Here is a 24,697-nt window from a genome sequence, read left to right as displayed (position 1 = left end):
TGTCAGCGGAAGTGGGGGTGAAGCGGTCCGACATGTCTGCCTCTTGATCGACGGGCCCGGACGGCTGCTCTGCCGACCGACCAATTTGTTCAGTGCCATTACTAATATGGCACCCAGAGGCCCGGAAGCGAAACCCTCGGGCACCAAAAAGTCCTCGTGCCCCTGTTCGCACCCCGTCCGATCCCGTAATTTGTTTGCCGAACGAGCAAATCCCGCAGCACGAGAAGAGGTAGCCATGCCGCCGCGCACGGTCGTCATCGGTGTGGACAGTTCCACCCAGTCCACCAAAGCAGCCGTCACCGATGCCGTCACCGGCGAGCTCCTCGCCGTGGGCCGTGCCCCGCACGTGGTGCTCGGCGAGGGCGGCGCCCGCGAGAGCGACCCCGAGGTGTGGTGGCAGGCGCTGCGCGACGCGGTGGCCGCCGGGATGAAGGAGGCCGGGGTCCCCGCCTCGGCCGTCACCGGCATAGCGGTCGCCGGCCAGCAGCACGGTCTCGTGGTGCTGGACCGCGGCGGCCGTCCGCTGCGCCCCGCCCTGCTCTGGAACGACACCCGCTCCGCTCCCCAGGCCGCCGCCCTCACCGCGGCGCTCGGCGGACCCGAGGCGTGGACGTCCCGGACCGGCTCGGTGCCGGTCGCCTCGATGACCGCCGCCAAGTGGCAGTGGCTGCGGGAGAACGACCCGGCGAGCGCGGAGGCCGCCGCGGGCGTCCGGCTCCCGCACGACTTCCTCACCGAGCGCCTCACCGGGGTCGCGGTGACCGACCCGGGCGACGCCTCAGGCACCTGCTGGTACTCCACCGCCACCGGCGCGTACGACCCCGAGCTGCTCGCCCTGATCGGCCTGGACCCCGTGCTGCTGCCCGGGGTCGCCCCGACCGGGGGAGCCCGCGCGGGGTCGCTGACGGCCCAGGCGGCCGAGGCACTCGGCCTGCCCGCCGGGATCGCCGTCGCGGCCGGCACCGGCGACAACATGAGCGCCGCCGTGGGTCTCGGCCTCGGCGCGGCCGGGCTCCTCGACCACCCCGTACTCAGCCTCGGCACCTCCGGCACCGTCTTCGCGGCCTCGCTCACCCGGCCCGCCTCACCGGCGCTCGCCGGATTCGCGGCGGCCGACGGTACATACCTCCCGCTGGCCTGCACGCTGAACTGCACCCTCGCCGTGGACAAGGTGGCCGCCCTGCTGGGCCTGGACCGTGACGACGCGTCACCCGGCGGCGAGGCGGTCCTCCTGCCGTACCTGGACGGCGAGCGCACCCCCGACCTGCCGCACGCCGCCGGGCTGCTCACCGGCCTGCGGCACGACACCACCCCGCAGCAACTCCTCGGCGCGGCCTACGAAGGCGCGGCCTTCACCGTGCTGCACGCCATGGACGAGCTGCTGCGCGCCTGCGGGCTCGACCCGGCGGACCCGGAGGTCGCCGCCCGCCCGCTGCGCCTGATCGGCGGCGGGGCGCAGGGCGCCACCTGGATCGAGACCGTGCGCCGGCTCTCCGGCCGGCCGCTGGTGCTGCCCGCCAACGGCGAGTTGGTGGCGCTCGGCGCCGCCGCGCTCGCGGCCTCGGCGGCCGGCGGCGGCGACCCGGTCGCGCTGGCCACCGAGTGGAACGGTAACGGCACCGCGGGTACGGACCGTCAACTCGACCCGATCGAACGGGACACGGCGGCCTGGGAGCGCATCGGTTCGGTCCTCGACCGGGCCTCGCAGCCCCTTCTCGGCGGCTGACCGCACCCGCGGGAGCGCTGCCGGTCCCCATCGGGCATCTCCGAACCCGCCTTCGCCCAGCGGGTTTGGGGATGCGAACCGATGTTCAATAGGATCCGGCGATGATCACAACCAAACGGCTGAGGACCGGGGTGGGCCTGCTGCTCGCCACCCTGGCCGCCGGAATCGGCACCGCCGTGCCGGCCGCCGCCGACGAACCCTCCACCGCCTCCTCGCCCAAGGTCGAGCTGGTCCTCGACGTCAGCGGGTCGATGCGCACCCGTGACATCGACGGCGAATCCCGTATGAGCGCGGCCAAGCAGGCGTTCAACGACGTGCTGGACGCCGTACCCGGGGAGGTCCAGCTCGGCATACGCACGCTCGGTGCGAACTACCCGGGCGACGACCGGCAGGTCGGCTGCAAGGACACCAAGCAGCTGTATCCGGTCGGCCCGTTGGACCGCACCGATGCGAAGACCGCGGTCGCGACCCTCGCACCCACCGGCTGGACCCCGATCGGCCCGGCACTCCTCGGCGCGGCGGACGACCTGGACGGGGGCGAGTCCACCCGGCGGATCGTACTGATCACCGACGGCGAGGACACCTGCGGCCCGCTCGACCCGTGCGAGGTGGCGCGCGACATCGCCGCCCGCGGGGTGCACCTCGTGATCGACACCCTGGGCCTGGTGCCCAACGCGAAGATCCGGCAGCAGCTGACCTGCATCGCCGAGGCCACCGGCGGCACGTACACGGCCGTCCAGCACAAGGAGGACCTGTCCCACCGGGTCACCCAGCTGGTGGACCGGGCCGCCGAACCGGTCGTCACCCCGGTGGCGGCCGAGGGCGCGAGCAGTTGTGCCAAGGCCCCCGAGCTCACCGCCGGCCTGTACACGGACCGCGCGAAGCTCGGCGAGCACCGCTGGTACCGGGTGAACGTCCTGCCCGGCCAGGAATTGCGGGCCTCCGTCAGCGTGTCCGCCGACCGGGCCGTCAACAACGACTACGGCATCCTGCTGCGGGCGGTCACCACGCACGGGCGGGAGATCGTCCGGGGCTCCGAGTCGGGTACCGGCCGCACCGACGCCATCTCCACCGGGCTGCGCTACCCCAAGGCCGAGGCGGACGACGACACCGAGGCCGAGACCGCCGAGGCCGTCTGCCTCCAGGTCAGCGACTCCTTCTCCTCTCCCACCTCGGCGAAGTCCGGCCCCGGCATGCCGGTCGAGCTGACCATCGACGTGGTGGACTCCCCCGACGACGCGGCGGACGCCGCGGCCTTCGGCCTGGGCCGCGGCTGGTGGTTCCTCGGCCTGATGCTGCTCGCCGGTCTGGTGGCGGGGCTGCTGTTCGGCTGGATCTCACGCTGGCGCGTCGCCGTATGGAGGACCAACTGATGCGTACGACCCTGATGCGCTCGACCCTGACGCGTACGTCCCTGATGCGTCCGCCTCTTCGCACCCGGACCACCCGGACCCACCGGGCGCTGCGCGCGAGCGCGGGCGCCCTGGTCGCGGGTCTCGCCCTGTTCTCCGCCGCGGGCCCCGCCCTGGCCGACGACCCGTCCGCCTCCGCGAGCCCCGGCGGGGACGGTTCCCAGGACGGTCCCACCGAGGCCGGCACCACCTTCCGCACCGCGACCGCCCTCCAGCAGGACCAGGCGGGTACCGCACAGGCATCGGCGGGTGACTACCTCTACTGGGTCTTCCCGGCCGACGCCGGGCAGCGACCGACCGTACGGGCCACCGTGACCCTCCCCGAGGCGTCGCTCCGGCACGGGACGTCCACCTGGCAGATCGACGTCTACGACGGGCTGCGCCGCCGCCAGGCGTGCATGTACGGCCACCAGACCCGCAAGGCGGCGGCCGACGCGGCGACGGTCGAGCTCGACTGCGTGCTGCGACCGGTGCGTGCCTGGTCCGAGCCGTGGGCCAACGACCCGCTGCCGGGCAGCTACTACGTACGGCTGACCGTGCTGGACCTGCCCGACAGCGATCTCGGCCGGCCCATCGGGGCCCGGGTGGAAGCCACCTCGATCGACGTGGGCAGCGCGCACGACGTGGACGGCACCCTCTCCGAGCCGCTGGTGCCGGGTTCCTCGGCCGTGCGCGCCGCCGCCGGCTCCACCGCGTCCGCCTCTCCCACGGACGGCGCGACGGACGAGCCGGTCGTGGTGGCCGGCAGTGAGCCGGACGACGGCTGGTCCTCCGGCTGGTGGACCCAGCGCTGGCTGTGGAGCGCGGGCGGTGCGGTGCTCGCCGCCCTGGCCGGCGTCTTCGGCTACACCGTGACGCGTGGCCGGGGCCGTCCGTCCCACCTGCCGCCCGGCGTCTGACGGGTCTCCCGGCGGGCTTCGACCCACCGTGCCCACCGTGCCGCCGCCCTGTCCGGGACGGCGGCACGGTCGTGTCCGGGACGGCTGCGCGGTGGGCGGGGTGCGGCGGCGCGATGGGCCCCGGACGGCGCACGGTCGTGTCCGGCAGGGCTCCCGTGGCGCGCGCCGCCGAGTGGCGGGCCGTCCGGGCCTGCCGGAAGCTGCCTCCGACAGTCCGGTGCTGGACGCAAACCAGGAGGCAGCGCGCGTGTGGCAGTTCTTCGCGGACAACCCCTGGGTGGCCGTGTTCTCGGTGATCACGGTCGGGGCCCTGCTCGGCATGGTGCGCTTCGGCCCGGTCAGGCTCGGCGCGGCGGGCGTGCTCTTCGTCGGGCTGCTGGTGGGCGCCCTGGACAAGGACATCGCCGCCGCCCTGCCCGCGGGCGTCTCGGCCCTCGGCCTGGCGCTGTACGTCTACACGGTCGGGCTGGAGTCGGGACCGGCTTTCTTCCGTGAACTCCGGGGCCAGCTCGCGGTGATGGCCGGCGCGATCGTGGCGCTCGCGATCACCGCGGTCGTGGTGGGCGCGCTCGGTCACGGGGCCCTCGGGATCAGCGGCCCGTTCCTCGCAGGCGGTTTCGCGGGCATCGGGACCACCACCCCCGGCCTCGCCGCCGCCCAGGCCGCGTCCGAGGACCCGGCGCAGCCCGCCGTCGGGTACGCGATCGGCTACCCGTTCGCCGTCGTGATCACCATCCTGTTCATCGCCGCCATCGCCGCCCGCCGCCGGTGGACCGCCCGGCGCGACCCCGACTCCGGCCTGCCCGCCACCCTCGTCACCCGTACGGTGCACGTCACCCACGAGATCGCGTGGGCGGACGTACCCGGCGTCGCCGAGCACCGCGTCCTGGCCAGTGAGTACCGGGCGGTGGGTGCCGCGCCCCGGGTCGCCACCCGTCTGGACCGGCTGCACCCGGGGGACCTCGTCGAGGTGGTGGGCGGCGAGGAGGACGTGTCGGCGGCGACCGCCCGTCTCGGCGAACCGGCCGAGGCGCATCTGCTCGACGACCGGTCCACGGTCGACTACCGCCGCGTCCTGCTCACCAACCCGGACCTGGCGGGCCACACCGTCGCCGAACTCCGCCTGGCCGACACCTACGGAGCGGCCGTCAGCCGGGTGCGGCGCGGCGACTTCGACATGCTCGCCCACGACGGCCTCGTCCTCCAGCTGGACGACCGGCTCCGCGTGGTGATGCCTCGTGAGCGCTCCGGAGAGGTCACCCGGTTCCTCGGCGACACGGAGGCCGAGGTCAGCGAGGTCAGCGCGGTCAGTCTCGGCCTCGGCCTCGCGCTCGGCTTCCTCATCGGCATCCCGTCGCTGACCCTCGGCGACACCACCCTGGCCCTCGGCACCGGGGCGGGCCCCCTGGTGATGGGCATGATCCTCGGCTGGCGGCGGCGCACCGGCCCCCTGGTGTGGACGCTGCCGACCCGGGCCAACCTCACCCTCCGCCAGATCGGGCTCCTGCTCTTCCTCGCCATCGTCGGCCTCAGCTCCGGCTACTCCTTCCGGGAGAACGCGTTCTCATGGTTCGGCCTGAAGCTGCTGGCGGTCCTGGTGGTCGGCGCGGTCGTCAGCTACGCGCTGATGGTGCTGGTGGCGAAGGCGCTCGGCCAGAGCCGGGAGCGCACCATGGGGCTGCTCTCGGGTTACGTGGGTAATCCGGCGATCCTCGCGTACAGCAACAGCCGGGTGAGCGACAGCCGGGTCAACAGCGGCTATTCGACGCTGTTCGCGCTGAGCATCCTGGTGAAGATCGTCTGCGTGCAGCTCCTCGTGGGGCTGTGACCCGGGGGTGTTACGGAAGGAGCGCCCTCGCCCGGAGGGCTCCGGGGCCTCTGCCGGGTGACCCGCCGGCGCTCGTTCGGGTGCGCCGGCCGGGGATCGGCTCCCTCGCCCGCGCAGGCCACCGTAGGGTGGCCCCTCGCGTCCCCGTCCCGGGCATCGGGGCGGCCTCGGCAGGTGGGAGGAGTACCGGATGGCCGACAGCGGTTACGTCAGGTTCCAGGGAACGGCCCGCGACCGGAGGGGGCGGTACCCCGGGGTGTTCGGTCTCGCCAACGGGCTCGCCCGGGAGGGCAGGCTGGACGAGGAGCAGTTCCGCTTCTGGCGGGCGGCGAACGACTGGTACGACGCCCACTACCCGAACCCGTCCGAGACCGATCCGGAGGTCTACGACCCCGCGGTGAACCCCGGGGCGGTGGCGTGGTTCAAGGCTTCCGCACTCCACCTCATCGAGCGGGTGGACGGCTATCTCGACCTGCTGGCCGCCCACGGGGTTCCGTGTGTCCGGGTGGAGTCGGCCCATCCCGGCCGTGTCGTCTACGAGGACGAGGTCCAGGTCGTGGCGGTCCCGGCGCCCTGACCGGGCGGTGGTGGCTCCGCCGGCACGGCACGGGGGCGTGCAGGGGCAGACCGGGGCGTGCCGGGGAGGGCGGAGGCTCGCTCCCCGGCACGCCCGCCCCCGCGTCAGCCGAGGTGCGGCACCTCCACCGTGCCCGTCCCGTCCGCCGTGGCGCGGGTCGCTTCGACGGTGACGCGGAAGGGCCGGCCGCTGCCTTCGGCGGTGACCCGGACGCCGTGCTGGTCGCGGGTGACGTGGAAGGCCGCGGCGGGGGCTCCGGTCAGGCCGGGGACGGTGACCGCGGTCGTGGCCGTCCCGGATTCCGGGGCGGGGCCGTAGACCCGGAGGGTGAGGTCGGCGAGCCAGTCGCCGTCCGGGCGCTGGTCGTCGCTGCCCCAGGGGAGCACCGCGCCGGGCCTGACGTACAGCGGGAGGCTGTCGAAGCCGTGGGTTTCCCGGCGCCAGACGGGTCCGGTGACGGTCTCGGCGGTGAGCAGGTGGGTCCAGGTGCCCTCGGGCACGTAGTACTCCACCTCGCCCTCGGCGGAGAAGACCGGGGCGACGAGCAGGTCCGGGCCGAGCATGTACTGCCGGTCCAGGGTGCGGGTCGCCGGGTCGTCCGGGAATTCCATCAGCATCGGGCGCATCACCGGGACGCCGGTGCGGTGGGCCTCGGCGGCGGCGCCGTAGAGGTACGGCATCAGCCGGTGCTTGAGGAGGGTGAACTGCCGGGTCACCTCGACCGCTTCCTCGCCGAACTCCCACGGCACCCGGTAGGAGACGTTGCCGTGGAGGCGGCTGTGCGAGGAGAGGAGGCCGAAGGCGAGCCAGCGTTTGAAGACGGCCGGGTCGGGGGTGCCTTCGAAGCCGCCGATGTCGTGGCTCCAGAACCCGAAGCCGGAGAGGCTCAACGACAGTCCGCCGCGCAGGGATTCGGCCATCGCGTTGAAGGAGGCGAAGCAGTCGCCGCCCCAGTGGACGGGGAACTGCTGGCCGCCGGCGGTGGCGGAACGGGCGAAGAGGACGGCTTCGCCGCTCCCCCGCTCCTTCTCCAGGAGTTCGAAGACGGCCCGGTTGTAGATCTGCGCGTAGTAGTTGTGCATCCGCTCGGGGTCGGAACCGTCGTGCCAGACGACGTCCGTGGGGATGCGCTCGCCGAAGTCCGTCTTGAAGCAGTCGACGCCCTGATCGAGCAGGACCTTCAGCTTGCTCTGGAACCACGCGGTCGCCTCGGGGTTGGTGAAGTCCACCAGGGCCATGCCCGGTTGCCAGAGGTCCCACTGCCAGATGTCGCCGCCCGGCCTGCGGACGAGGTAGCCCTTCTCGGCACCTTCGGCGAACAACGCCGATTTCTGGGCGATGTAGGGGTTGATCCACATGCTGATGCGCAGCCCGCGCTCCTTGAGGCGGGCCAGCATCCCCTCCGGGTCGGGGAAGACGTCCGGGTCCCAGAGGAAGTCCGACCACTGGTACTCGCGCATCCAGAAGCAGTCGAAGTGGAAGACGGAGAGGGGGATGTCGCGTGCGGCCATCCCCTCCACGAAGGAGGTCACCGTCTCCTCGTCGTACGAGGTGCAGAAGGAGGTGGTGAGCCACAGCCCGAAGGACCAGGCCGGGGGGAGCGCGGGGCGGCCGGTGAGGGCGGTGTAGCGGGAGAGGACGTCCTTGGGGGTCGGGCCGGCGACGACGTAGTACTCCAGCGCCTGGTCCTCGACGCTGAACTGCACCTGGCCCACGGATTCGGAGCCGATCTCGAAGGCCACCTTGCCGGGGTGGTTGACGAAAACGCCGTAGCCGCGCGAGGAGAGGTAGAACGGGATGTTCTTGTAGGCCAGTTCGCTGCTGGTGCCACCGTCGGCCTGCCAGACGTCGACGACTTGGCCGTTCTTCACGAAGGGGGTGAAGCGTTCGCCGAGACCGTAGACGTTCTCCCCGACAGCCAGGGCGAGTTGGGCGACCATGTGGTGGGCACCGTCGGGGGTGGTGGCGAAGGCGGTGCCCTTGCGGTCCGCGCCCGTGAGCCGGCGGCCGTCCGCGTCGAGGAAGGTGAGGCCCCAGGGTCCGTCCCTGTCGAGCCTCAGGGTCAGCGGTCCGCTGGTGAGTTCGGCGACCGGGCCGTCCAGCGTGGTACGCACCGACGCATGCGGTGTCGGGTCTGCCGACAACTCGAAGTCCGGGCCGTGGTTGATCTTCCCGGCGTGGTGGGTGGCGCGGACGCCGATGATTCCCTCGGCGGGGGTGAAGCATTCGACCGTGATCAGCGGGGTGTTGAGGGTGTCGCCGCGCCCGGTGACACGCATGACCGCCGCGTGGGCGGTGATGCGGTCGGCGTCCACCCGCAGATCCCGGATCTCGGTGGCGTAGGAGGCGCTGACCCCCTCCCGCATGAGCCAGAATCCGTCGGTGAACTTCATGAGGACTCCTCGCCGGGGGCGGTGGTGAGTGGGGGCTGGGCTGCTGCGGTGCGGAGCGGGGTCACTCGGACGTTCCCGAGGGGGCGAAGGTGAGGCGGGCCAGGCGCACGGCCCCGCGCAGGGTGACCCGCAAGTCCGCCACCCCGTCCGCGGCGAACGCCGCGGTCACGGAGCGATGGTCGTACGGACCGCCGGTGGTGGTGACGTCGACGGTCACGGCGGCTCCGTCCGTCTCGATGCCGACCGTGCCCCCGCCCGCCGCATGGACGGTGACACTGTGCACGCCCGGCCCGAAGTCGCAGCGCTCGAAGACGAGCAGTCCGCCTTCCGGGCCCGCGTCGGCGGCGGTGACCGCGTCGCCGTCCGTCTTCGTACGGTCCACGATCTCCGTGCCACGTTGCTCGTCGTAGTCGGCGGCCCCGATGCCCGCGGCGAGGACGGGGCGGGGCCCGGAGGGCTCTCCGGCGATCTCCACCGCGGCGGTGAGCCGGATGTCCGCGCTGGACGCCCCCGCCAGGAGCTCGTACGCGCCCGGCTCCACGGTCCAGCGGCCGTGGGCCACGTCCCAGTGGCCCAACTCGGCCACGGGCACGAGGAACTCGACGCGCTCCGAGGCGCCGGGAGCGAGGTGCAGCCTGCGGTGTCCGACCAGCTTGCGCAGCGGCAGCCGGGCGGCGTCCGGCCCGGTGCGGCGTACGTAGAGCTGGGCGACCTCGTCGGAGGCGGCGCCGCCCGTGTGGGTGACGGTCAGGGCGACCCGGAGCAGGTCGTCCTCGCGGGCGGCGGTGAGGTCCTCGTACCCGAAGGAGGCGTAGGAGAGCCCGTGTCCGAACGGGTAGAGCGGGGTGCCGTCGAAGTAGAGGTACGTCTGGCGGGACCCGATGACGTCGTAGTCGAGGAGGTCCGGCAGGTCGTCGTCACCGGCGTACCAGGTCTGCGGGAGCCGTCCGGCCGGGGAGACGTCTCCGGCGAGGACCCGGGCGAGCGCGGTGCCGGCGGCCTGGCCTCCGTGCGCGGTCCAGAGCAGCGCGGGGAGTGCGGCGTCGGCCTCCGGTACGGCGTACGGGTAGGCGGAGGTCAGTACGAGCACGGTGCGCGGGTTCGCGGCGTGCGCGGCGCGCCAGAGGTTCTCCTGCTGGGCGGGGAGGGCGAGGGAGGTGCGGTCCTCGGTCTCCCGGCCGTTGATGTGCGGGTCGTTGCCCGCGACGACGATGACGGTGTCGGCCTCGGCCGCGACCCGCGCGACCTCGTCCGCACCGCTCTCGACCGTCTCCACGCGGAAGACGGTCGCGCGGCCGGCCGGAATCTTTTCCCCGTTCTCGGCAACCTTTGCGCCGTCGGCGGCGACAGACACGTACCCACCCGTACCGATGTGCAGAAGGCGGTGATCCCCCTCGTGTCCCTCGACCGCTTCCAGGCGGAACGTCTCCTGGACGACCCAGCCGCCCGGCTCCTCGGCGGAGGCGCGTACATAGCCGTCCTCGGCGACGGAGAGGTACAGCCCCTCGCCGGTGCGCAGGGTGAGGACGCCGTCGCCCCAGTCGACCAGGGCCAGGGCGGTGCCCTCGGGAGCGGCGACGAGCGGCGGGAGGTCGGTGCGGCCGGTGAGGAGTGCCGGGTCGAGGGCTCCCTCCTCGCCGCGCGCCGCCCCGGTCTCCACCGGGGTGGGCGGGACGTGCAGTTGACCGCCGTCACAGGTCAGCAGGACCCGGTCGACGCCCTCGGCGTACAGCACGTCGTCCGCGCCGTAGCGGGCGCGCACTCCGTCGAGCGGGGTCGAGCGGTGCAGGAGCGTGCCGCTGTACCAGTCGAGCTTGCAGGCGTCGGCGAGCAGGCCGACGACCGCGATCTTCCGGCCGGCGCGCGGCGCGAGGGGCAGCAGACCGTCGTCGTTCCTGAGCAGCACCACGGCCTGTTCGGCTGTCTCCAGGGCGAGTTCGCGGTGCGCGGGGGTGTCGAAGTCGTCGGTGTCGGCGTAGGGGTCGAGCTCCGGGTCGAACTCGCCGAGTGCGAAGCGCAGCGCGAGCAGCCTGCGCACCGCCCGGTCGATGTCCTCGGGGTCGAGCAGGCCCTTGGCGAGCGCGTCGCGGATGCGCCCGGTCATCACGGAGGAGTCGGTGCCGTGGTCGGTGAAGCTGTCGACGCCCGCCTTGAGGGCGGCGGCGGTCGCCTCCTCGTGGGTGTCGAAGTAGTGCTCGGAGTCGACCAGGTTGGAGGGCGCGCCGGCGTCGGAGCAGACGACGAGCGGCTGGTCGGTCCACTGCCTCAGCTGCTGGGCGAGCAGCGGGGAGACGTGGTTGGGGCGGCCGTTGACGAGGTTGTAGGCAGGCATCACTCCGGCGACCGCTCCGGCGCGGACCGCGTCGCGGAAGGCGCGCAGGTCGTACTCGTGCAGGACGCGGGGGCGCACGGAGGAGGAGGCGGTGTCGCGGTCGGTCTCGTTGTTGTGGGCGAGCCAGTGCTTGAGGACCGGGGCGGTGCGCCAGTAGCGGGGGTGCTCGCCGCGCAGGCCGCGGGTGTAGGCGGCCGCGATGGCGGAGGTGAGCGCGGGGTCCTCGGAGTAGCCCTCCTCGCCGCGTCCCCACAGGGGGTGGCGCAGGAGGTTCACTGTCGGGGCCCAGACGTTGAGCCCGACCCGGTCGTCGCTCCGGCGCTTGGCCCGTACCTCGTTGCCCACCGCTTCGCCGACGCGGCGTACCAGGTCGTCGTTCCAGGTGGCGCCGAGGCCGACGGCCTGGGGGAACACGGTCGCGCCGCCCATCCAGGCGACACCGTGCAACGCCTCCTGGCCGGTGCGGAAGGCCGCCAGCCCCAGTCGCTCCACCGGCGGTGCGAACTGGTGCAGCATCGCGACCCGTTCGTCGGTCGTGAGGCGCTGGAGCAGGTCGTCGACGCGCGCCCGGAAGGACAGCTGCGGGTCGCGGAAGGGAAGCGGAAGGTCCGTCACGTGCGGGTCCCCTTGGAAAGGTGGGAGGTCTGGCGGAGCCATGGGCTGCCGCAGGTCCTTCGGAACATCAACTGGTGATCTTTCGAAGCGCTTCGATGCTCGGTGCCCGACCGGCCAAGTGTCAAGAGCACAGGGGGTCGACTCGGCCTGCCCGGCTCACGGGAGCCGCCCGGGCGTGCAGGAAACGTTACGGAAACAGCTCCGAGGAATGTGCGGGCGAACTCTTGTGCGGCTGGCCCCCTTCACTTAACCTCGCTGCAACATCGAAGCGCTTCGACAGCGCTTCGAGGGTGCTCAGCCGGTGTCTCCGGAAAGTGCCTCGGGTGGCCTGGTCCCCCGCGGTCCGTTCCCGGTCTCGCCGCCGGCGGTGACCGCCGACCGTCACCGCCCGGTCGTGTACCGCTCGTTCCGGGCGGTTCCGTCCAGTTACGCCCACCTCAGACTCAGGAACCGAACGGCGGTCACCCGCCGTGTGTCGTCCTGGTGCGCCATGAAGGGTTGACGCAATGACGCCGAATTCCTCCCCCGCCACGAACCGGTCCGAGAGCGGTGCTCCGGGCCTCCGCGCCGTAACGCCGAACCGCCGGAGCTTCCTCGCTTCGAGCGCCTTCGCGGCGGTGGCCGTGGCGGGCGGCGTACCGCTGCTGGCCGCGTGTGGCGGTTCCGGCTCCGACTCGGGGACCCGGGAGGGCACGACGACCGGCAAGGCGCTCAACAAGGTCGTGCCGAGCTACGTCCCCTCCAACCTGGTGCAGCCCGACGTGGCCAGCGTCAACGGGTCGAGCCCCGGTTTCGCCAAGCTGCCCGATCCACTGGCGAAGTCGGTCAAATCCGTTCCCGGCAAGGGCTCTTCCTTCCGGGTGATGACACCGCTGTGGGGCACCGTCCCGAAGAAGGACAACCCGTACTACACGGCGGTGAACAAGGCGGTCGGCGCGAAGCTCAACTTCGACCCGCAGGACGGCAACACGTACCAGGACAAGATCGGTGCCGTCCTCGCCGGTGACGACATCCCGGACGCGGTGACCATCCCCGGCTGGAACATGCAGGGCCAGATCCGCAACGCGATCACGGCGAAGTTCGCCGACCTCAGCCCGTACCTGGCCGGCGACGCGGTGAAGAAGTACCCGAACCTCGCCAACATCCCCACCGGCGCCTGGCAGTACTCGGTCTTCGGCGGCAAGCTGCGCGGTCTGCCCATGCCGTCACCGGTCATCGGCAACGCGCTCTTCTACCGCAAGGACATCGTCGGTTCCGGCGCGGTCCCGGCCAGCGCCGACGACCTGCTCGCCTTCGGCAAGGAGTACACCGCCCCGAAGAGCAAGGTCTGGGCCTTCGACGACCTGTGGACCTGCATCCAGAAGATCTACGGCGTACTGCCGGACGCCCCGCACTACTGGCAGCTCCAGGACGGCAAGCTCGTCCACAAGATCGAGACCAAGGAGTACCGCGAGGCCCTGGCCTTCGCCCGCAAGCTCCACGACCTGGGCTACGTCCACCCGGACGCCGAGGCGAACAAGGACGCGGACTCCAAGATCCGCTTCACCAGCGGCCACATCGTCATGTACAACGACGGCACCGGCGGCTGGAAGGGCATGGTCACCGAGCAGAAGACCGCCAACCCGAAGTTCGACATGCAGGCGCTCGACTTCTTCTCGGCCGACGGCGGCAAGCCCGTGCTCTGGCAGGACGACCCGGCCGGCATCTACACCTTCCTCAGCAAGAAGCTCCCCAAGGCGAAGATCGAGGAGTTCCTCGCCATCGCCGACTTCGCGGCTGCCCCCTACGGCACCGAGGAGTTCATGCTCACCAACTACGGCGTCGAGGGGACCCACTACAACGTGAAGGACGGCGTCCCAACCTTCACGGACCAGGGCATCCAGGAGGCCCAGCCCTCCACCTTCCTCTTCCTCGCCTCCCCGCCGCACACCATCGCCTTCCCCGACGAGCCCAAGTTGGTGCAGGACTACGCGGGGTGGATGGCCCGCCAGGCGCCGAACATCAAGAAGCCGCTCTTCTTCGGCATGCAGATCGTCGAGCCGCAGCGGTACGCCTCCCTCTACACGCCCTTCGACGACCTGCAGAAGGACATCCGGCGCGGCCGCAAGAAGGTCGGCGACCTGGAGGCAGCGGTCTCCACCTGGAAGCAGAGCGGTGGCGACGAACTCCGCACCTGGTACCAGAACATCCTCGACAAGAACGGCTCCGGCAGCTGACCGCACGCGGCAGACGGCAGGACCCACGCACACACGGAAGTGGCCGCCGGGCGCAGTGACGCCCGGCGGCCGGGGCGGAGCAGCACGACATGGGGAGCTCACGGTGAAGCCACGGGCCACGGCGGCGGCCGGCACGGGCCGCGCGGCGGACGGGACCGACGTCCCGGCCGGCGGGGACGGTCAGCACACCGCGCGGGACGGCGGGATACCGGACGGCGGCGCGCCGGACGACGGTGCGGCGGGCGGCGAGGTCAAGGACGGTACGGACGGGCCACGGGCCGTCGGCGGGGGTACGGTTCCCCGTGCACGCGGCGGCCGTCCCGGCAAGGCGGCCAAGGGCGGCGGCCGTTCGGCCTCCGGCCTGCCGTCCGAGGGCGTCACCTGGCGGCACCGGCTGCGGCGGGACCGCACGCTGGTCCTGATGACGCTCCCCGCCCTCGTCCTGCTGCTGATCTTCAACTACATTCCGCTGCTCGGGAACATCGTCGCGTTCCAGAACTACGACGTCTACGACCTGGGCATCACCGGAAGCCCGTTCGTCGGCTTCGACAACTTCACCCGGATCTTCGACGACTACCGCTTCTGGGAAGTCCTGATCAACACGCTGGTCATCTTCCTGACGCAGCTGATCCTCTTCTTCCCGATCCCGATCGCCATCGCGCTGCTGCTGAACAGCGTGATGAGCTCCCGGGTCCGCGCGTGGGTGCAGGCGATCGTCTACCTGCCGCACTTCTTCTCCTGGGTCCTCGTCGTCACCGTCTTCCAGCAGATGTTCGGCGGGGCCGGCCTCGTCGCGCAGTGGCTGCGCGAACACGGCCACGAGGGCTTCGACCTGATGACCAACCCCGGCTTCTTCAAGTTCCTGGTCACCGCGCAGGCCGTGTGGAAGGACGCGGGCTGGGGCGTCATCGTCTTCCTCGCCGCGCTCGCGGCCGTCAACACCGACCTGTACGAGGCCGCCGCGGTGGACGGCGCGGGACGCTGGCGCCGCATGTGGCACGTCACGCTGCCCGCACTGCGCCCGGTGATCGCCCTGCTGCTGGTGCTGCGGGTCGGCAGCGCGCTCAATCTGGACTTCGAGCAGATCCTGCTCCAGCGCGACCAGGTGGGCGCCGGCGCGTCCGAGATCCTCGACACCTACATCTGGTGGACGGGTATCAAAACCGGCGACTTCGGCTACGCCGCCGCGGCCGGGATCTTCAAGGGACTGTTCAGCGTCGCCATGGTGCTGGGCGCGAACAAGGTCGCCCACATGCTGGGCGAGCAGGGGGTGTACTCCAAGAAATGACGACTCTCCTGGACCTCGAAAAGACGCCGGGCGGGTGGCCCGTGGACACCGCACCGGCCCGCACCCCGCTTCAGCGCCTCCTCGGTACCGAGCGACGCCCCGCCTGGGAGGACGAGCCGACGAAGGCCGGTCTCGCCTTCAAGGGCTTCGGTCTCGTCGTGATCTGCGCGGTGATCCTCATCCCCATCTGGGTGGTGGTCGTCACGAGCCTCTCCGACACCAAGGCCATCAACGACGCGGGCGGACTGGTCGTCTGGCCGAGGAGCATCACCTTCGTCGCGTACAAGGAACTCCTGAGCGGCGGCGCCGTCACCCGGGCCGCGATGGTGAGCATCGGACTGACCGCCGTCGGCACGGTGTTCAGCATGGTGATCTCGATCCTGTGCGCCTACGGCCTCAGCCGGCGCGACTCGATCGCCCACCGGCCGCTGCTGATGACGCTCATGGCGACGATGTTCTTCGGCGCAGGACTCATCCCCACGTATCTGCTGGTGACCGGGATCGGTCTGAGCAACAGCTACTGGTCGATGATCCTGCCGAGCGCGATCTCCGTCTTCAACATCCTGGTGCTCCGCGGCTTCTTCATGGACACCGCACCCGAACTGATCGACGCGGCCCGGATCGACGGCGCCGGCGAGTGGCGCATCCTGCTCCAGATCGTCATGCCGCTCTCGCGCGCGGTGGTCGCGGTCATCTCCCTGTTCTACGCGGTGGGTTACTGGAGCCAGTGGTTCAACGCCATGCTCTACATCCAGGACAGCGACAAGTACCCGCTCCAGATGATCCTCCGCCAGCTGGTGCTCCAGCACCAGGTTCCGCCGGGCGCGATGGGGGCGGCGGTGAGCAGCGGCCAGATCAACAGCCTCTCGGTGCAGATGGCCGTGATGGTCCTCGCACTGATCCCGGTGGCGGTGCTGTCGCCCTTCGTCCAGAAGCACTTCCAGAAGGGGATGCTCACCGGGGCCGTGAAGGGCTGACGCCTCGGCACTCCCCAGTGTCCCAACGCCGTATGGCGTACGTGCCGCGCGCCGGGTTCCCGGGCGCGCGGTTCGGAGCATCCCCGCCCGCTCCCGCCCTGCTCTCCCGCTCTCTCGCCACCCGTTCCGGAAGGACTCCGCCATGCCCGCGTTCCGTTCCGACGCACGTCCCGACTCGCCTGCCCAGGGAACCGTCCCGGCGCCCGGCCGCCGTTCCGTGCTGGCCGGGGCGGTCGCCGTCGCGGCCACCGCGGGCGTCCTGCCCGCCGCCGGCACGGCCTCGGCGGCCGAGCGCTCTCCGGTAGGTGCTCACCCCTCGGGCGGTGCTCACCCTTCGGACGGGCCGAAGACGCAGGCGTACCGCTGGCGCACCGCCGCCATCGGCGGTACCGGGTTCGTCACCGGGCTGCTGTTCCATCCGTCGGTGCGGGGCCTGGCCTACGCCCGGACGGACATCGGCGGCGCGTACCGGTGGGACCACGTGAAAGCACGCTGGACGGCGCTGAACGACTTCACGGGCTGGGACGACTGGAACCTCCTCGGCGTCGAGGCGATCGCCGTGGACCCAGCCTTCCCCGACCGGGTCTACCTCGCGCTCGGGACGTACGCCCAGTCCTGGGCCTCGCCGGGGGCGGTGCTCCGCTCGGAGGACCGTGGCGCGACCTGGAGCCGTACGGACCTGACGGTGCGGCTCGGCGCCAACGAGGACGGCCGCGGCACCGGTGAACGCCTGCTGGTCGACCCGCGGGACAGCGAGACCCTCTGGCTCGGCACCCGTCACGACGGGCTGTTGCGCTCCACCGACCGGGGCGCGACCTGGGCCCCGGACCCGTCCTTCCCCGCCGTGCCGACCGCGTCCGGCCAGGGTGTCACCCTGCTGGTGGCGGCCGGGCGGACGGTGTACGCGGGCTGGGGCGACGGCACCGCGTCCCTCTACCGCACCACCGCGTCCGGCGGCTGGGAGCCGGTTCCCGGCGCCCCGGTCGCCGACGGGGCGACGCGGGTGCCCGTCCGCGCCGCCTACGACGCCGGCTCCCGCGCCCTCTACGTCAGCTGGGCGAACGGTCCCGGGCCCAACAACCAGAGCGATGGCGCGGTTTTCCGCCTCTCCACCGTGACCGGCGCGTGGTCCGACGTGACGCCCGTCGTCCCCGGCGGGTCGGACGCTTTCGGCTACGGCGGGATCGCCGTGGACACCCGGCGCCCGGGGACGGTCGTCGTCACCACCAACAACCGCTGGGCAACGGTCGACACGCTCTTCCGCTCCACCGACCATGGCCACACCTGGACCTCCCTCAAGGACTCCGCGGTGCTGGACGTGTCGGAGACGCCGTACCTGCGCTGGGGCGGGGAGGCGAAGTTCGGCTGGTGGATCCAGGCCGTCGCCGTCGACCCCTTCGACTCGCGCCACATCGTCTTCGGTACCGGCGCCACGGTCTTCGGCACCCGGGACCTGGTGCACTGGGCGCCGGAGATCCGGGGCCTGGAGGAGTCGTCGGTACGCCATCTGGTCGCACCGCCCACCCCTCGGGGGGCCCAACTGCTCAGCGGTCTGGGGGACATCGGGGTGATGTACCACGAGTCGCTCACCTCCTCCCCCTCGCGCGGGATGGCATCCACCCCGGTGTTCGGCACCGCGACCGGCCTCGCCCTCGCGACGCGCGTCCCCTCGTACGTCGTACGGACCGGCTGGCCCTCGGGGTCGGACGCCGCCGGCGCGTACTCGCGCGACGGCGGCGCCAGTTGGCAGCCGTTCGCGGCCCAGCCGGAGATCGCGGCCTCCGCGCCCGGGCCGATCGCGGTGAGCGCGGACGGGAAGACCCTGCTCTGGACGTTCGTCCACTGGGACGGGACGAAGTACCCGGCGCACCGGTCCTCGGACGGCGGCGCGAGCTGGAGCGAAGTGACGACCTTCCCGAAGGGTGCGACGCCCGTCGCCGACCCGGTGGACGCCGCCCGCTTCTACGCGTACGACACGGACACCGGGACCGTCCACCTCTCCACCGACGCGGGCGCGTCCTTCACCGTCGGCGCCACCGGACTCCCCTCAGGTGACACGCAGTTCAAGATGGCCGCCGCGCCGGGCCGGACGGGCCACCTCTGGCTTTCGGCGAAGACCGGCGGCCTTCGCCGCTCGACGGACGGCGGCCGTACGTTCACGGCCGTGGCCGGCGTGCAGGAGTCGCACGCACTGGGCTTCGGCAAGGCGGCCCCTTCCGCGAGGAAGGGCCGGTCCGCACGTGCGGGCTATCCCGCGGTCTTCCAGACGGGCCGGGTGTCGGCGACCCACGACGGGGTGGCGGTGCTGCGCTCCGACGACGCCGGCGTCACCTGGATCCGCATCAACGACGACCAGCACCAGTGGGGGTGGACCGGCGAGGTGATCACCGGTGACCCCCGCGTCCACGGCCGGGTGTATCTGGGCACCAACGGCCGGGGCATCCAGTACGCCGACCCGGAATGAGGATCGAGAACACCATGCCGTCCCTGCGTGACGCCACCCGTGGCCGCCTTCTCTTCGGCGGCGACTACAACCCCGAGCAGTGGCCCGAGGAGGTGTGGGCCGAGGACGTGGCCCTGATGAAGGAGGCCGGTGTCAACTCGGTGACGCTCGGCGTCTTCTCCTGGGCGAAGATCGAACCTCGCCCGGGAGCAAGGGAGTTCGGTTGGCTGGACCGGTTGATGGACCTGATGGGCTCCCACGGCATCGGGGTGGTCCTCGCCACGCCGACCTCGTCCCCGCCGCCGTGGATGGGTGCGCTGCACCCGGAAACGCTGCCGCGCGCGGAGGACGGTTCCGTCGTCTGGTACGGCTCGCGCCAGCACTTCTGCGCGAGTTCGCCGGTGTACCGCCGCTACGCAGCGGCCCTCACGGAGGACCTGGCGGCCCGGTACGCCGGCCACCCGGCGCTGACGATGTGGCACATCAACAACGAGTACTGCACGCAATGCTATTGCGACGGGACGGCGGCGCACTTCCGCCGCTGGCTCGCCGACCGGTACGGCTCCCTCGACACGGTCAACGAGGCCTGGGGCACGGCCTTCTGGAGTCAGCGCTACGACACCTGGGCGGAGATCCTGCCGCCCCGCAAGGCTCAGTACATGCGCAACCCCACCCAGGTGCTCGACTTCAAGCGGTTCACCTCCGACGCCCTGATGGAGTGCTACACCGCCGAGCGGGACATCGTGCGCCGCCACTCCCCCGCCCTCCCGGTGACGTCCAACTTCATGCCGATGTGGTCGGGGCAGGACGCGTGGGCGTGGGCCGGACAGGAGGACGTCGTCTCGGTGGACGTCTACCCCGACCCGGCGGACCCGGATGCGGGGCAGTACAACGCGATGCTCGCCGACATGACGCGTTCACAGGCGTCCGGACCGTGGATGCTGATGGAGCAGGCCGCGAGCGCGGTCAACTGGCGCCCGGTGAACCGGCCGAAGCCCCGGGGGCTCAACCGGCTCTGGTCCCTCCAGTCGGTGGCCCGCGGAGCCGACGCCGTCTGCTACTTCCAGTGGCGCCAGTCACGGCAGGGTTCGGAGAAGTTCCACTCCGGGATGGTGTCGCACGCCGGCCCGCAGGGCCGCGCGTTCCAGGAGATCACCCGCATCGGGGCCGAACTCGCCACGCTCGCACCGGAGGTGAGCGGCGCCCACGCACCTGCCGAAGTGGCGGTGCTGCACGACTGGGACGCCTGGTGGGGCAGCGCGCAGGAGGGCCGCCCCTCCTCGCACCTCGACTACCCGGAAATCGTACGGGCCTGGCACCGGGCCCTCTGGGAGAACGGCACGGCGACCGACTTCTCCCGCCCCGAAGCCGACCTGAGCGGCTACCGGATGGTCGTGGTGCCGCAGCTCTACCTCCTGAGCGACGCGGCCGTCGACAACCTGGTCGCCTACGTGGCGCGTGGTGGCACGCTGGTCTGCGGCTTCTTCACCGGTGTGGCCGACGTGGACGACCGCATCCGGCCGGGCGGGATGGACGTACGGCTGCGCGACCTCTTCTCGATCCGCACGCTCCACGAGTGGTGGCCCGTCGAGCCGGACGCGAGCGTCGCCTGCGACGGTTTCCGGGGCCTGCTCTGGTCGGAGGAGCTGGAGTCGGACGGCACCGGTGAGACCGTCGCCGCCTACCGGGGCGGCGAGCTGGACGGGCTGCCCGCCGTACTCCGCAAGGGGGGCGCCTGGTACGTCTCGACGCTGCCGGAGCCCGGAGCCCTGCGCGAACTGCTCGGCCGGGTGGCCGCCGAGGCGGGCGTCCGGCCGGTTATGGCCGGACTGCCCGAGGGCGTGGAGGCGGTGCGCCGCGGGGAGTTGCTCTTCCTCCTCCACCACGGGCGCACCACGGTGACCGTGCCGTTGCCGGGCCGTCACGTCGACGTGCTCAGCGGCGCGGAGACGGACGGGACCGTGGAGCTGGGGCGTTACGGTGTGGTGGCCCTGAAGCCGGTCGGCGCGGCATGAGCCGGGGCACCTGGGAGCCCCGGCCCGCGGCCCGTTGGGAGGACGCCTTCCTCAGCGGGAACGGTCACCACGGGGCGATGGTGTACGGCGACCCGGTCGACGACCGGGTGATCGTCAACCACCACACCCTCGTCCGCCCCAACGGCAGCGAGCACCTCCGCCCACCGGAACTGTCCGCGGAACTCGGCCCGCTCCAGAGCGCTTTGCTCGCCGGATACAGCGAGGCGGCCGAACGCTTCGGCGCGGGCCGGCCGCTGGTGTGGGTCCAGCCGTTCCACCCGGCGTTCCAGACCCGGGTACGGCGGTCCGGTACGGAGACCGGCACCGGCATGGGCACCGGTAGCGGTACCGGCAGCGGCACCGGCACCGGCACCGGCACCGGCACCGGCACCGGCACCGGCGAGCGGGACGGAGCCCGGCTCTCCGGCCCCCCGGCCGCTCCGGAAGGCGTGTCCTACCGCCGCGACCTGGACTTCACCTCGGGGGAGACCACCGCCTCCTCGGGCCACTGGCGCAGCCGGGTGTTCGTGTCGCGGGCCGACGACGTGGTGGCGCAGCTCATCACCGGCCCGGCGCCGGACGTCGAGATCTCGCTCGACCCGGCCCTGCCGGGCGCTCCGGCCGGCCTGGGGATCGGCCGCTCGACGGTGCTGACACCGCACGGCGCCCGCCTCACCCTGCGCCTGCGCTACCCGGACAGCGAACTGTCCTGCATCGGCGTGACGACACTGCGCGCCGAGGGCGGCACGGTCTCGGTGGACGGTGACGGCGTCCGTGTCACCGGCGCCCGGAACCTGCTCCTGCTCACCCGGGTCCACCGCGGCCCCGGCGACCCCGACACGGCCCTTCCGGACGCCGACTACGAGACCCTGTTGGCGCGTCATCTACCGCTGCACAGGATTGCGTTCAAGCGTTGCGCGCTCTCCCTGCACGACGAGGAACCGGATCGGCAGAGCCTGCCGGGCAGCGAGTTGCTGCACCATCCGGACAGCCCGGCGCTGCTGGAGCGGCTGTTCGCGGCGGGCCGCTACCATCTGCTCTCCGCGTCGGGGCGGCTCCCTCCCCGGCTGACCGGGCTGTGGACGGGCGACTGGGACACCGCCTGGTCGGGGGCCTTCACCACCAACGCCAACCTCAACCTCCAGCTGGCCTCGGCCGCCGCGGCGGATCTCCCCGAGGTGCTCGACGCACACACCCGGTTGATCCAGGGGCAGTTGGAACACTGGCGTGAGAACGCGCGGGCCCTCTTCGGTACCCGCGGCATCGTCGCACCCTCCCACTCGGACGGCGAGTCGGGCCACACCCGCCACTTCCAGCGGTCCTACCCGCTGCACCTGTGGACGGCGGGCGCCGACTGGCTGCTGCAACCGCTGCTCGAACACGCCTCGGCCACCGGGGTGGTTCCGGAGTCGCTGGTCTCCGCCTGTGTCGAAGTGGCCGATTTCTACAGCGACTTCCTCACCCGCAAGGGGCCGGACGGGAGGGTGGCGATCGTCCCCTCGTACTCGCCCGAGAACCGCCCGGCCAACGCGAGTTGGGGCACGGTCAACGCCACGATGGACATCGCGGCAGCCCGTCACGCCCTCACCACGGCGGCGGCCCTCGCCCCCGCCCATCCGGACGCGGACCAGTGGCGGAGCCTCGCAGGCCGACTCCCGGAGTACCTCGTCAACGAGGACGGCGCCCTCGCGGAATGGGCCTGGCCAGGCCTTCGGGAGACGTACGACCACCGCCACCTCAGCCACCTCTACCCGGTGTGGCCGCTCGACGAGATCAACCCGTACGACACCCCCCGACTGGCCGGCGCCGCCCACCGCGCGCTCGCGCTACGGGGCTCGGAGAACGACTCGGCCCACGGCCATCTGCACCACGCGCTGGTCGCGGCGCGACTGCGGGACGGTTCGCGGGTGTCCTCGGCGCTGGCGTCGGTGCTGGCCGGGGAGTTCTTCCACGACTCGCTGATGAGCGCCCACTACCCGGACCGCGACGTGTACAACGCGGACGCCGCCCATGCGTTGCCGGCCGTCGTGCTGGAGATGCTGGTCCAGTCGGCCCCGGGCCGCCTGGTCCTGTTGCCCGCCCTTCCGGCCGCTTACCCGAGGGGCTCGCTGCGGGGCGTCCGCACCCGGTTCGGCGCGGCTCTCGACCTCAGCTGGACCCCCGACGAGGTCACTGCCGTACTCCGGCCGGACCGCGACGCCCGGGTCGAGCTGCGCACGGGCCCGCCGCCGGGCGCCCCCGCGGGCGCGGCGGCGCCGGGGGCCGCGTCCTGGATCACGCTCACGGCAGGGGCCGAGCGGGTGCTGTCAGTGCCGCGGCGGGAGACCGGCCGGTAGTCGGAGCCGGTGGCCGCCCCCGCCGTCCGGCAGGGGCGGCTCGGTCTCCGGCCGCCGGCTGCCGCCCCCTCTTCGCGCGGGTCACCCGGCGGGCGCTGGTCCCGTGCTCGCCCGTACCGTCAACTCCGGTGCGATCAACTCGACTTCGTCCGCACTCCGGCCGGTGAGCTTGGCCACCACCAGCTCGACCGCGCGGCGCCCCATCTCCTGCGCGGGGATGGCGACGGACGTGAGCCGCACCGAGGCCTGGACCGCCACCTGTTCGGGGCAGACCGCGACGACCGATACGTCCTCGGGAACGGCGCGCCCCTGCTGCTGGAGGATGTTCAGCAGCGGCTCCACGGCGGACTCGTTCTGGACGATGAACCCGGTGGTGCCGGGCCGTTCGTCGAAAATCCTGGACAGGGTCTGCGTCATCGCCGCGTACCCGCCTTCGCTGGGCCGGTGCAGCACGGTCACTCCGGCCTCCCGCGCCTTGGCCCGAATGCCGTCGATGGTGCGCTCGGCGAACCCGGTATGGCGTTCGTAGACGGCGGGGGCCTCGCCGATCACCGCGACTTCCCGGTGACCGAGTCCGGCGAGGTGCTCCAGGCACAGCGCCCCGGTCGCCTCGAAGTCGAGGTCCACGCAGGTCAGTCCGGACGCGTCGGCGGGCAGACCGATCAGGACGGCGGCCTGCGCGGTGTCCCGCAGCACGGGGAGGCGCTCGTCGTGCAGCTCCACGTCCATGAGGATCAGCGCGTCGGCCAGCGAGCTTCCGGCGATCCGCCGGACGGCGGCCGGCCCTTCCTCGCCGGTGAGGAGCAGCACGTCATAGCCGTGCGTGCGGGCGGTCGTGGCCACGGCGATGGCGATCTCCATCATCACCGGCACGTACATGTCGGTACGCAACGGCACCATCAGGGCGATGATGTTGGAGCGGTTGCTGGCGAGCGCGCGAGCCCCGGCGTTGGGGTGGTAGCCGAGTTGCTGGATGCTCAGCTCCACGCGCTGCCGGGTGGGGGCGGAAATGGACCGCTTCCCGCTGAGGACGTAGCTCACCGTGCTCGCGGAGACTCCGGCGTGCTGGGCGACCTCGGCCAGGGTGACCATGCGCTCTCCCTTACGGGTGACAGTGACAGTGACATGCGACGGAAGAACGGAGGGGACGGAGCTGGGTGAAGCGCTTCGAAACAGCGACGCTGGCCGTCGAATTCCCTCTGACATGCAAAGATCCAAACGAGCCTAGACGGCCTCTGGAGAACTGTCCAGAGAGGCGTCGAAGCGCTTCGACACTGCTGGGTATCAGGGGCCGGGAAGGCCCACGCCGGGTACGGACGACCGGGGATTCCACGGGGTCGGCCCCGCCGCCACCGCCCCGACCCGGACCGACGCATGCCAGGGACACCGGCGATCCGGCGGTGGCGTGCGTCCGTACGGTGCCATGGGCTGTTCCGCTCCTCGGTCCTCAGCGGGAAGGCAGGACCTTCCGGACTCGTAGTCGCCGCAGGGAACCAAAAGGTTGCCGCCGATCAGGGACCGATTCATCCGGCCTTCGGCCTGTGATCTCCCCGATGCCCCGCGAGGAACCTCAGCGGGTGCGCCCGCCTCCTGACTCGGAGTTCGCCGGGAGGGTGCTGGCGCTTCCGGGGATGTTTCCG

14 protein-coding genes are annotated in these 24,697 nt (G+C 72.0%); 11 read left to right on the top strand and 3 right to left on the bottom strand.

Annotated features, from left to right (window positions below; translation table 11 throughout):
• The first annotated feature begins 235 nt into the window (after positions 1–235).
• The 5 genes from xylB to ACFYPN_RS30395 all read left to right on the top strand — a co-directional run bounded on the left by xylB (position 236) and on the right by ACFYPN_RS30395 (position 6,442).
• Positions 236–1,726 carry a xylulokinase gene (gene xylB, locus ACFYPN_RS30415; RefSeq protein ID WP_389302687.1) on the top strand — a complete coding sequence of 497 codons (1,491 nt, stop codon included), beginning with the start codon at positions 236–238 and terminating at the stop codon, positions 1,724–1,726.
• Between the two features lie 101 nt (positions 1,727–1,827).
• Positions 1,828–3,099: a VWA domain-containing protein gene (locus ACFYPN_RS30410; protein ID WP_358765096.1), complete on the top strand. Its 1,272-nt coding sequence runs from the start codon at positions 1,828–1,830 to the stop codon at positions 3,097–3,099.
• A gap of 14 nt (positions 3,100–3,113) precedes the next feature.
• Positions 3,114–4,037, top strand: coding sequence for a hypothetical protein (locus ACFYPN_RS30405; RefSeq protein WP_389302697.1), 924 nt, complete (start codon positions 3,114–3,116; stop codon positions 4,035–4,037).
• A gap of 247 nt (positions 4,038–4,284) precedes the next feature.
• Positions 4,285–5,865 (top strand): aspartate:alanine exchanger family transporter, encoded by a 1,581-nt coding sequence (locus tag ACFYPN_RS30400; RefSeq protein ID WP_389302684.1) that lies wholly within the window; start codon positions 4,285–4,287, stop codon positions 5,863–5,865.
• A gap of 190 nt (positions 5,866–6,055) precedes the next feature.
• On the top strand, positions 6,056–6,442 hold the full coding sequence (locus ACFYPN_RS30395; protein ID WP_358765099.1) for a hypothetical protein: 387 nt from the start codon (positions 6,056–6,058) through the stop codon (positions 6,440–6,442).
• Positions 6,443–6,546: 104 nt separating this feature from the next.
• Here ACFYPN_RS30395 and yicI read toward each other — a convergent pair whose 3' ends face one another.
• Together yicI and ACFYPN_RS30385 are read right to left on the bottom strand one after the other, a co-directional pair.
• Complete coding sequence (yicI, locus tag ACFYPN_RS30390) at positions 6,547–8,835, bottom strand: alpha-xylosidase (RefSeq protein ID WP_389302681.1); 2,289 nt, start codon at positions 8,833–8,835, stop codon at positions 6,547–6,549.
• 61 nt (positions 8,836–8,896) lie between these two features.
• Positions 8,897–11,782 carry a glycoside hydrolase family 3 C-terminal domain-containing protein gene (locus tag ACFYPN_RS30385; protein ID WP_389302679.1) on the bottom strand — a complete coding sequence of 962 codons (2,886 nt, stop codon included), beginning with the start codon at positions 11,780–11,782 and terminating at the stop codon, positions 8,897–8,899.
• A 506-nt stretch (positions 11,783–12,288) separates the two neighbouring features.
• Between ACFYPN_RS30385 and ACFYPN_RS30380 the strand changes: the two genes are divergently transcribed.
• From ACFYPN_RS30380 to ACFYPN_RS30355, 6 genes are all read left to right on the top strand, one after another.
• Positions 12,289–13,998, top strand: coding sequence for an extracellular solute-binding protein (locus ACFYPN_RS30380; protein ID WP_358765105.1), 1,710 nt, complete (start codon positions 12,289–12,291; stop codon positions 13,996–13,998).
• Between the two features lie 103 nt (positions 13,999–14,101).
• A complete protein-coding gene (locus ACFYPN_RS30375) occupies positions 14,102–15,286 on the top strand; it encodes an ABC transporter permease subunit (RefSeq protein WP_389302675.1) in 1,185 nt (394 codons plus the stop codon).
• A complete protein-coding gene (locus ACFYPN_RS30370) occupies positions 15,283–16,263 on the top strand; it encodes a carbohydrate ABC transporter permease (protein WP_358765109.1) in 981 nt (326 codons plus the stop codon). The genes ACFYPN_RS30375 and ACFYPN_RS30370 overlap by 4 nt, the downstream gene beginning before the upstream one ends.
• A 142-nt stretch (positions 16,264–16,405) precedes the next feature.
• Positions 16,406–18,727, top strand: coding sequence for a WD40/YVTN/BNR-like repeat-containing protein (locus ACFYPN_RS30365; RefSeq protein ID WP_389302672.1), 2,322 nt, complete (start codon positions 16,406–16,408; stop codon positions 18,725–18,727).
• Between the two features lie 14 nt (positions 18,728–18,741).
• The gene (locus ACFYPN_RS30360; RefSeq protein WP_389302669.1) at positions 18,742–20,721 is read left to right on the top strand and encodes a beta-galactosidase; all 1,980 of its coding nucleotides are present in this window, start codon (positions 18,742–18,744) and stop codon (positions 20,719–20,721) included.
• The gene (locus ACFYPN_RS30355; RefSeq protein ID WP_389302666.1) at positions 20,718–23,057 is read left to right on the top strand and encodes a glycoside hydrolase N-terminal domain-containing protein; all 2,340 of its coding nucleotides are present in this window, start codon (positions 20,718–20,720) and stop codon (positions 23,055–23,057) included. The genes ACFYPN_RS30360 and ACFYPN_RS30355 overlap by 4 nt, the downstream gene beginning before the upstream one ends.
• Positions 23,058–23,138: 81 nt before the next feature.
• Here the strand turns inward: ACFYPN_RS30355 and ACFYPN_RS30350 are convergent, their stop codons facing one another.
• Positions 23,139–24,149 carry a LacI family DNA-binding transcriptional regulator gene (locus ACFYPN_RS30350; protein ID WP_358765117.1) on the bottom strand — a complete coding sequence of 337 codons (1,011 nt, stop codon included), beginning with the start codon at positions 24,147–24,149 and terminating at the stop codon, positions 23,139–23,141.
• Positions 24,150–24,697: the final 548 nt, after the last annotated feature.

This window comes from Streptomyces sp. NPDC005576 (assembly GCF_042871745.1).
Taxonomy (GTDB): Bacteria; Actinomycetota; Actinomycetes; order Streptomycetales; family Streptomycetaceae; genus Streptomyces.
This window is presented reverse-complemented; position numbering and strand designations above follow the sequence as displayed.

Excerpts from the sequence above, each read along its gene's own strand:
- xylB (WP_389302687.1), top strand. The coding sequence starts at position 236 with ATGCCGCCGCGCACGGTCGTCATCGGTGTGGACAGTTCCACCCAGTCC.
- ACFYPN_RS30410 (WP_358765096.1), top strand. The coding sequence starts at position 1,828 with ATGATCACAACCAAACGGCTGAGGACCGGGGTGGGCCTGCTGCTCGCC.
- ACFYPN_RS30405 (WP_389302697.1), top strand. The coding sequence starts at position 3,114 with ATGCGCTCGACCCTGACGCGTACGTCCCTGATGCGTCCGCCTCTTCGC.
- ACFYPN_RS30395 (WP_358765099.1), top strand. The coding sequence starts at position 6,056 with ATGGCCGACAGCGGTTACGTCAGGTTCCAGGGAACGGCCCGCGACCGG.
- yicI (WP_389302681.1), bottom strand. The coding sequence starts at position 8,835 with ATGAAGTTCACCGACGGATTCTGGCTCATGCGGGAGGGGGTCAGCGCC.
- ACFYPN_RS30380 (WP_358765105.1), top strand. The coding sequence starts at position 12,289 with ATGACGCCGAATTCCTCCCCCGCCACGAACCGGTCCGAGAGCGGTGCT.
- ACFYPN_RS30370 (WP_358765109.1), top strand. The coding sequence starts at position 15,283 with ATGACGACTCTCCTGGACCTCGAAAAGACGCCGGGCGGGTGGCCCGTG.
- ACFYPN_RS30365 (WP_389302672.1), top strand. The coding sequence starts at position 16,406 with ATGCCCGCGTTCCGTTCCGACGCACGTCCCGACTCGCCTGCCCAGGGA.
- ACFYPN_RS30360 (WP_389302669.1), top strand. The coding sequence starts at position 18,742 with ATGCCGTCCCTGCGTGACGCCACCCGTGGCCGCCTTCTCTTCGGCGGC.
- ACFYPN_RS30355 (WP_389302666.1), top strand. The coding sequence starts at position 20,718 with ATGAGCCGGGGCACCTGGGAGCCCCGGCCCGCGGCCCGTTGGGAGGAC.
- ACFYPN_RS30350 (WP_358765117.1), bottom strand. The coding sequence starts at position 24,149 with ATGGTCACCCTGGCCGAGGTCGCCCAGCACGCCGGAGTCTCCGCGAGC.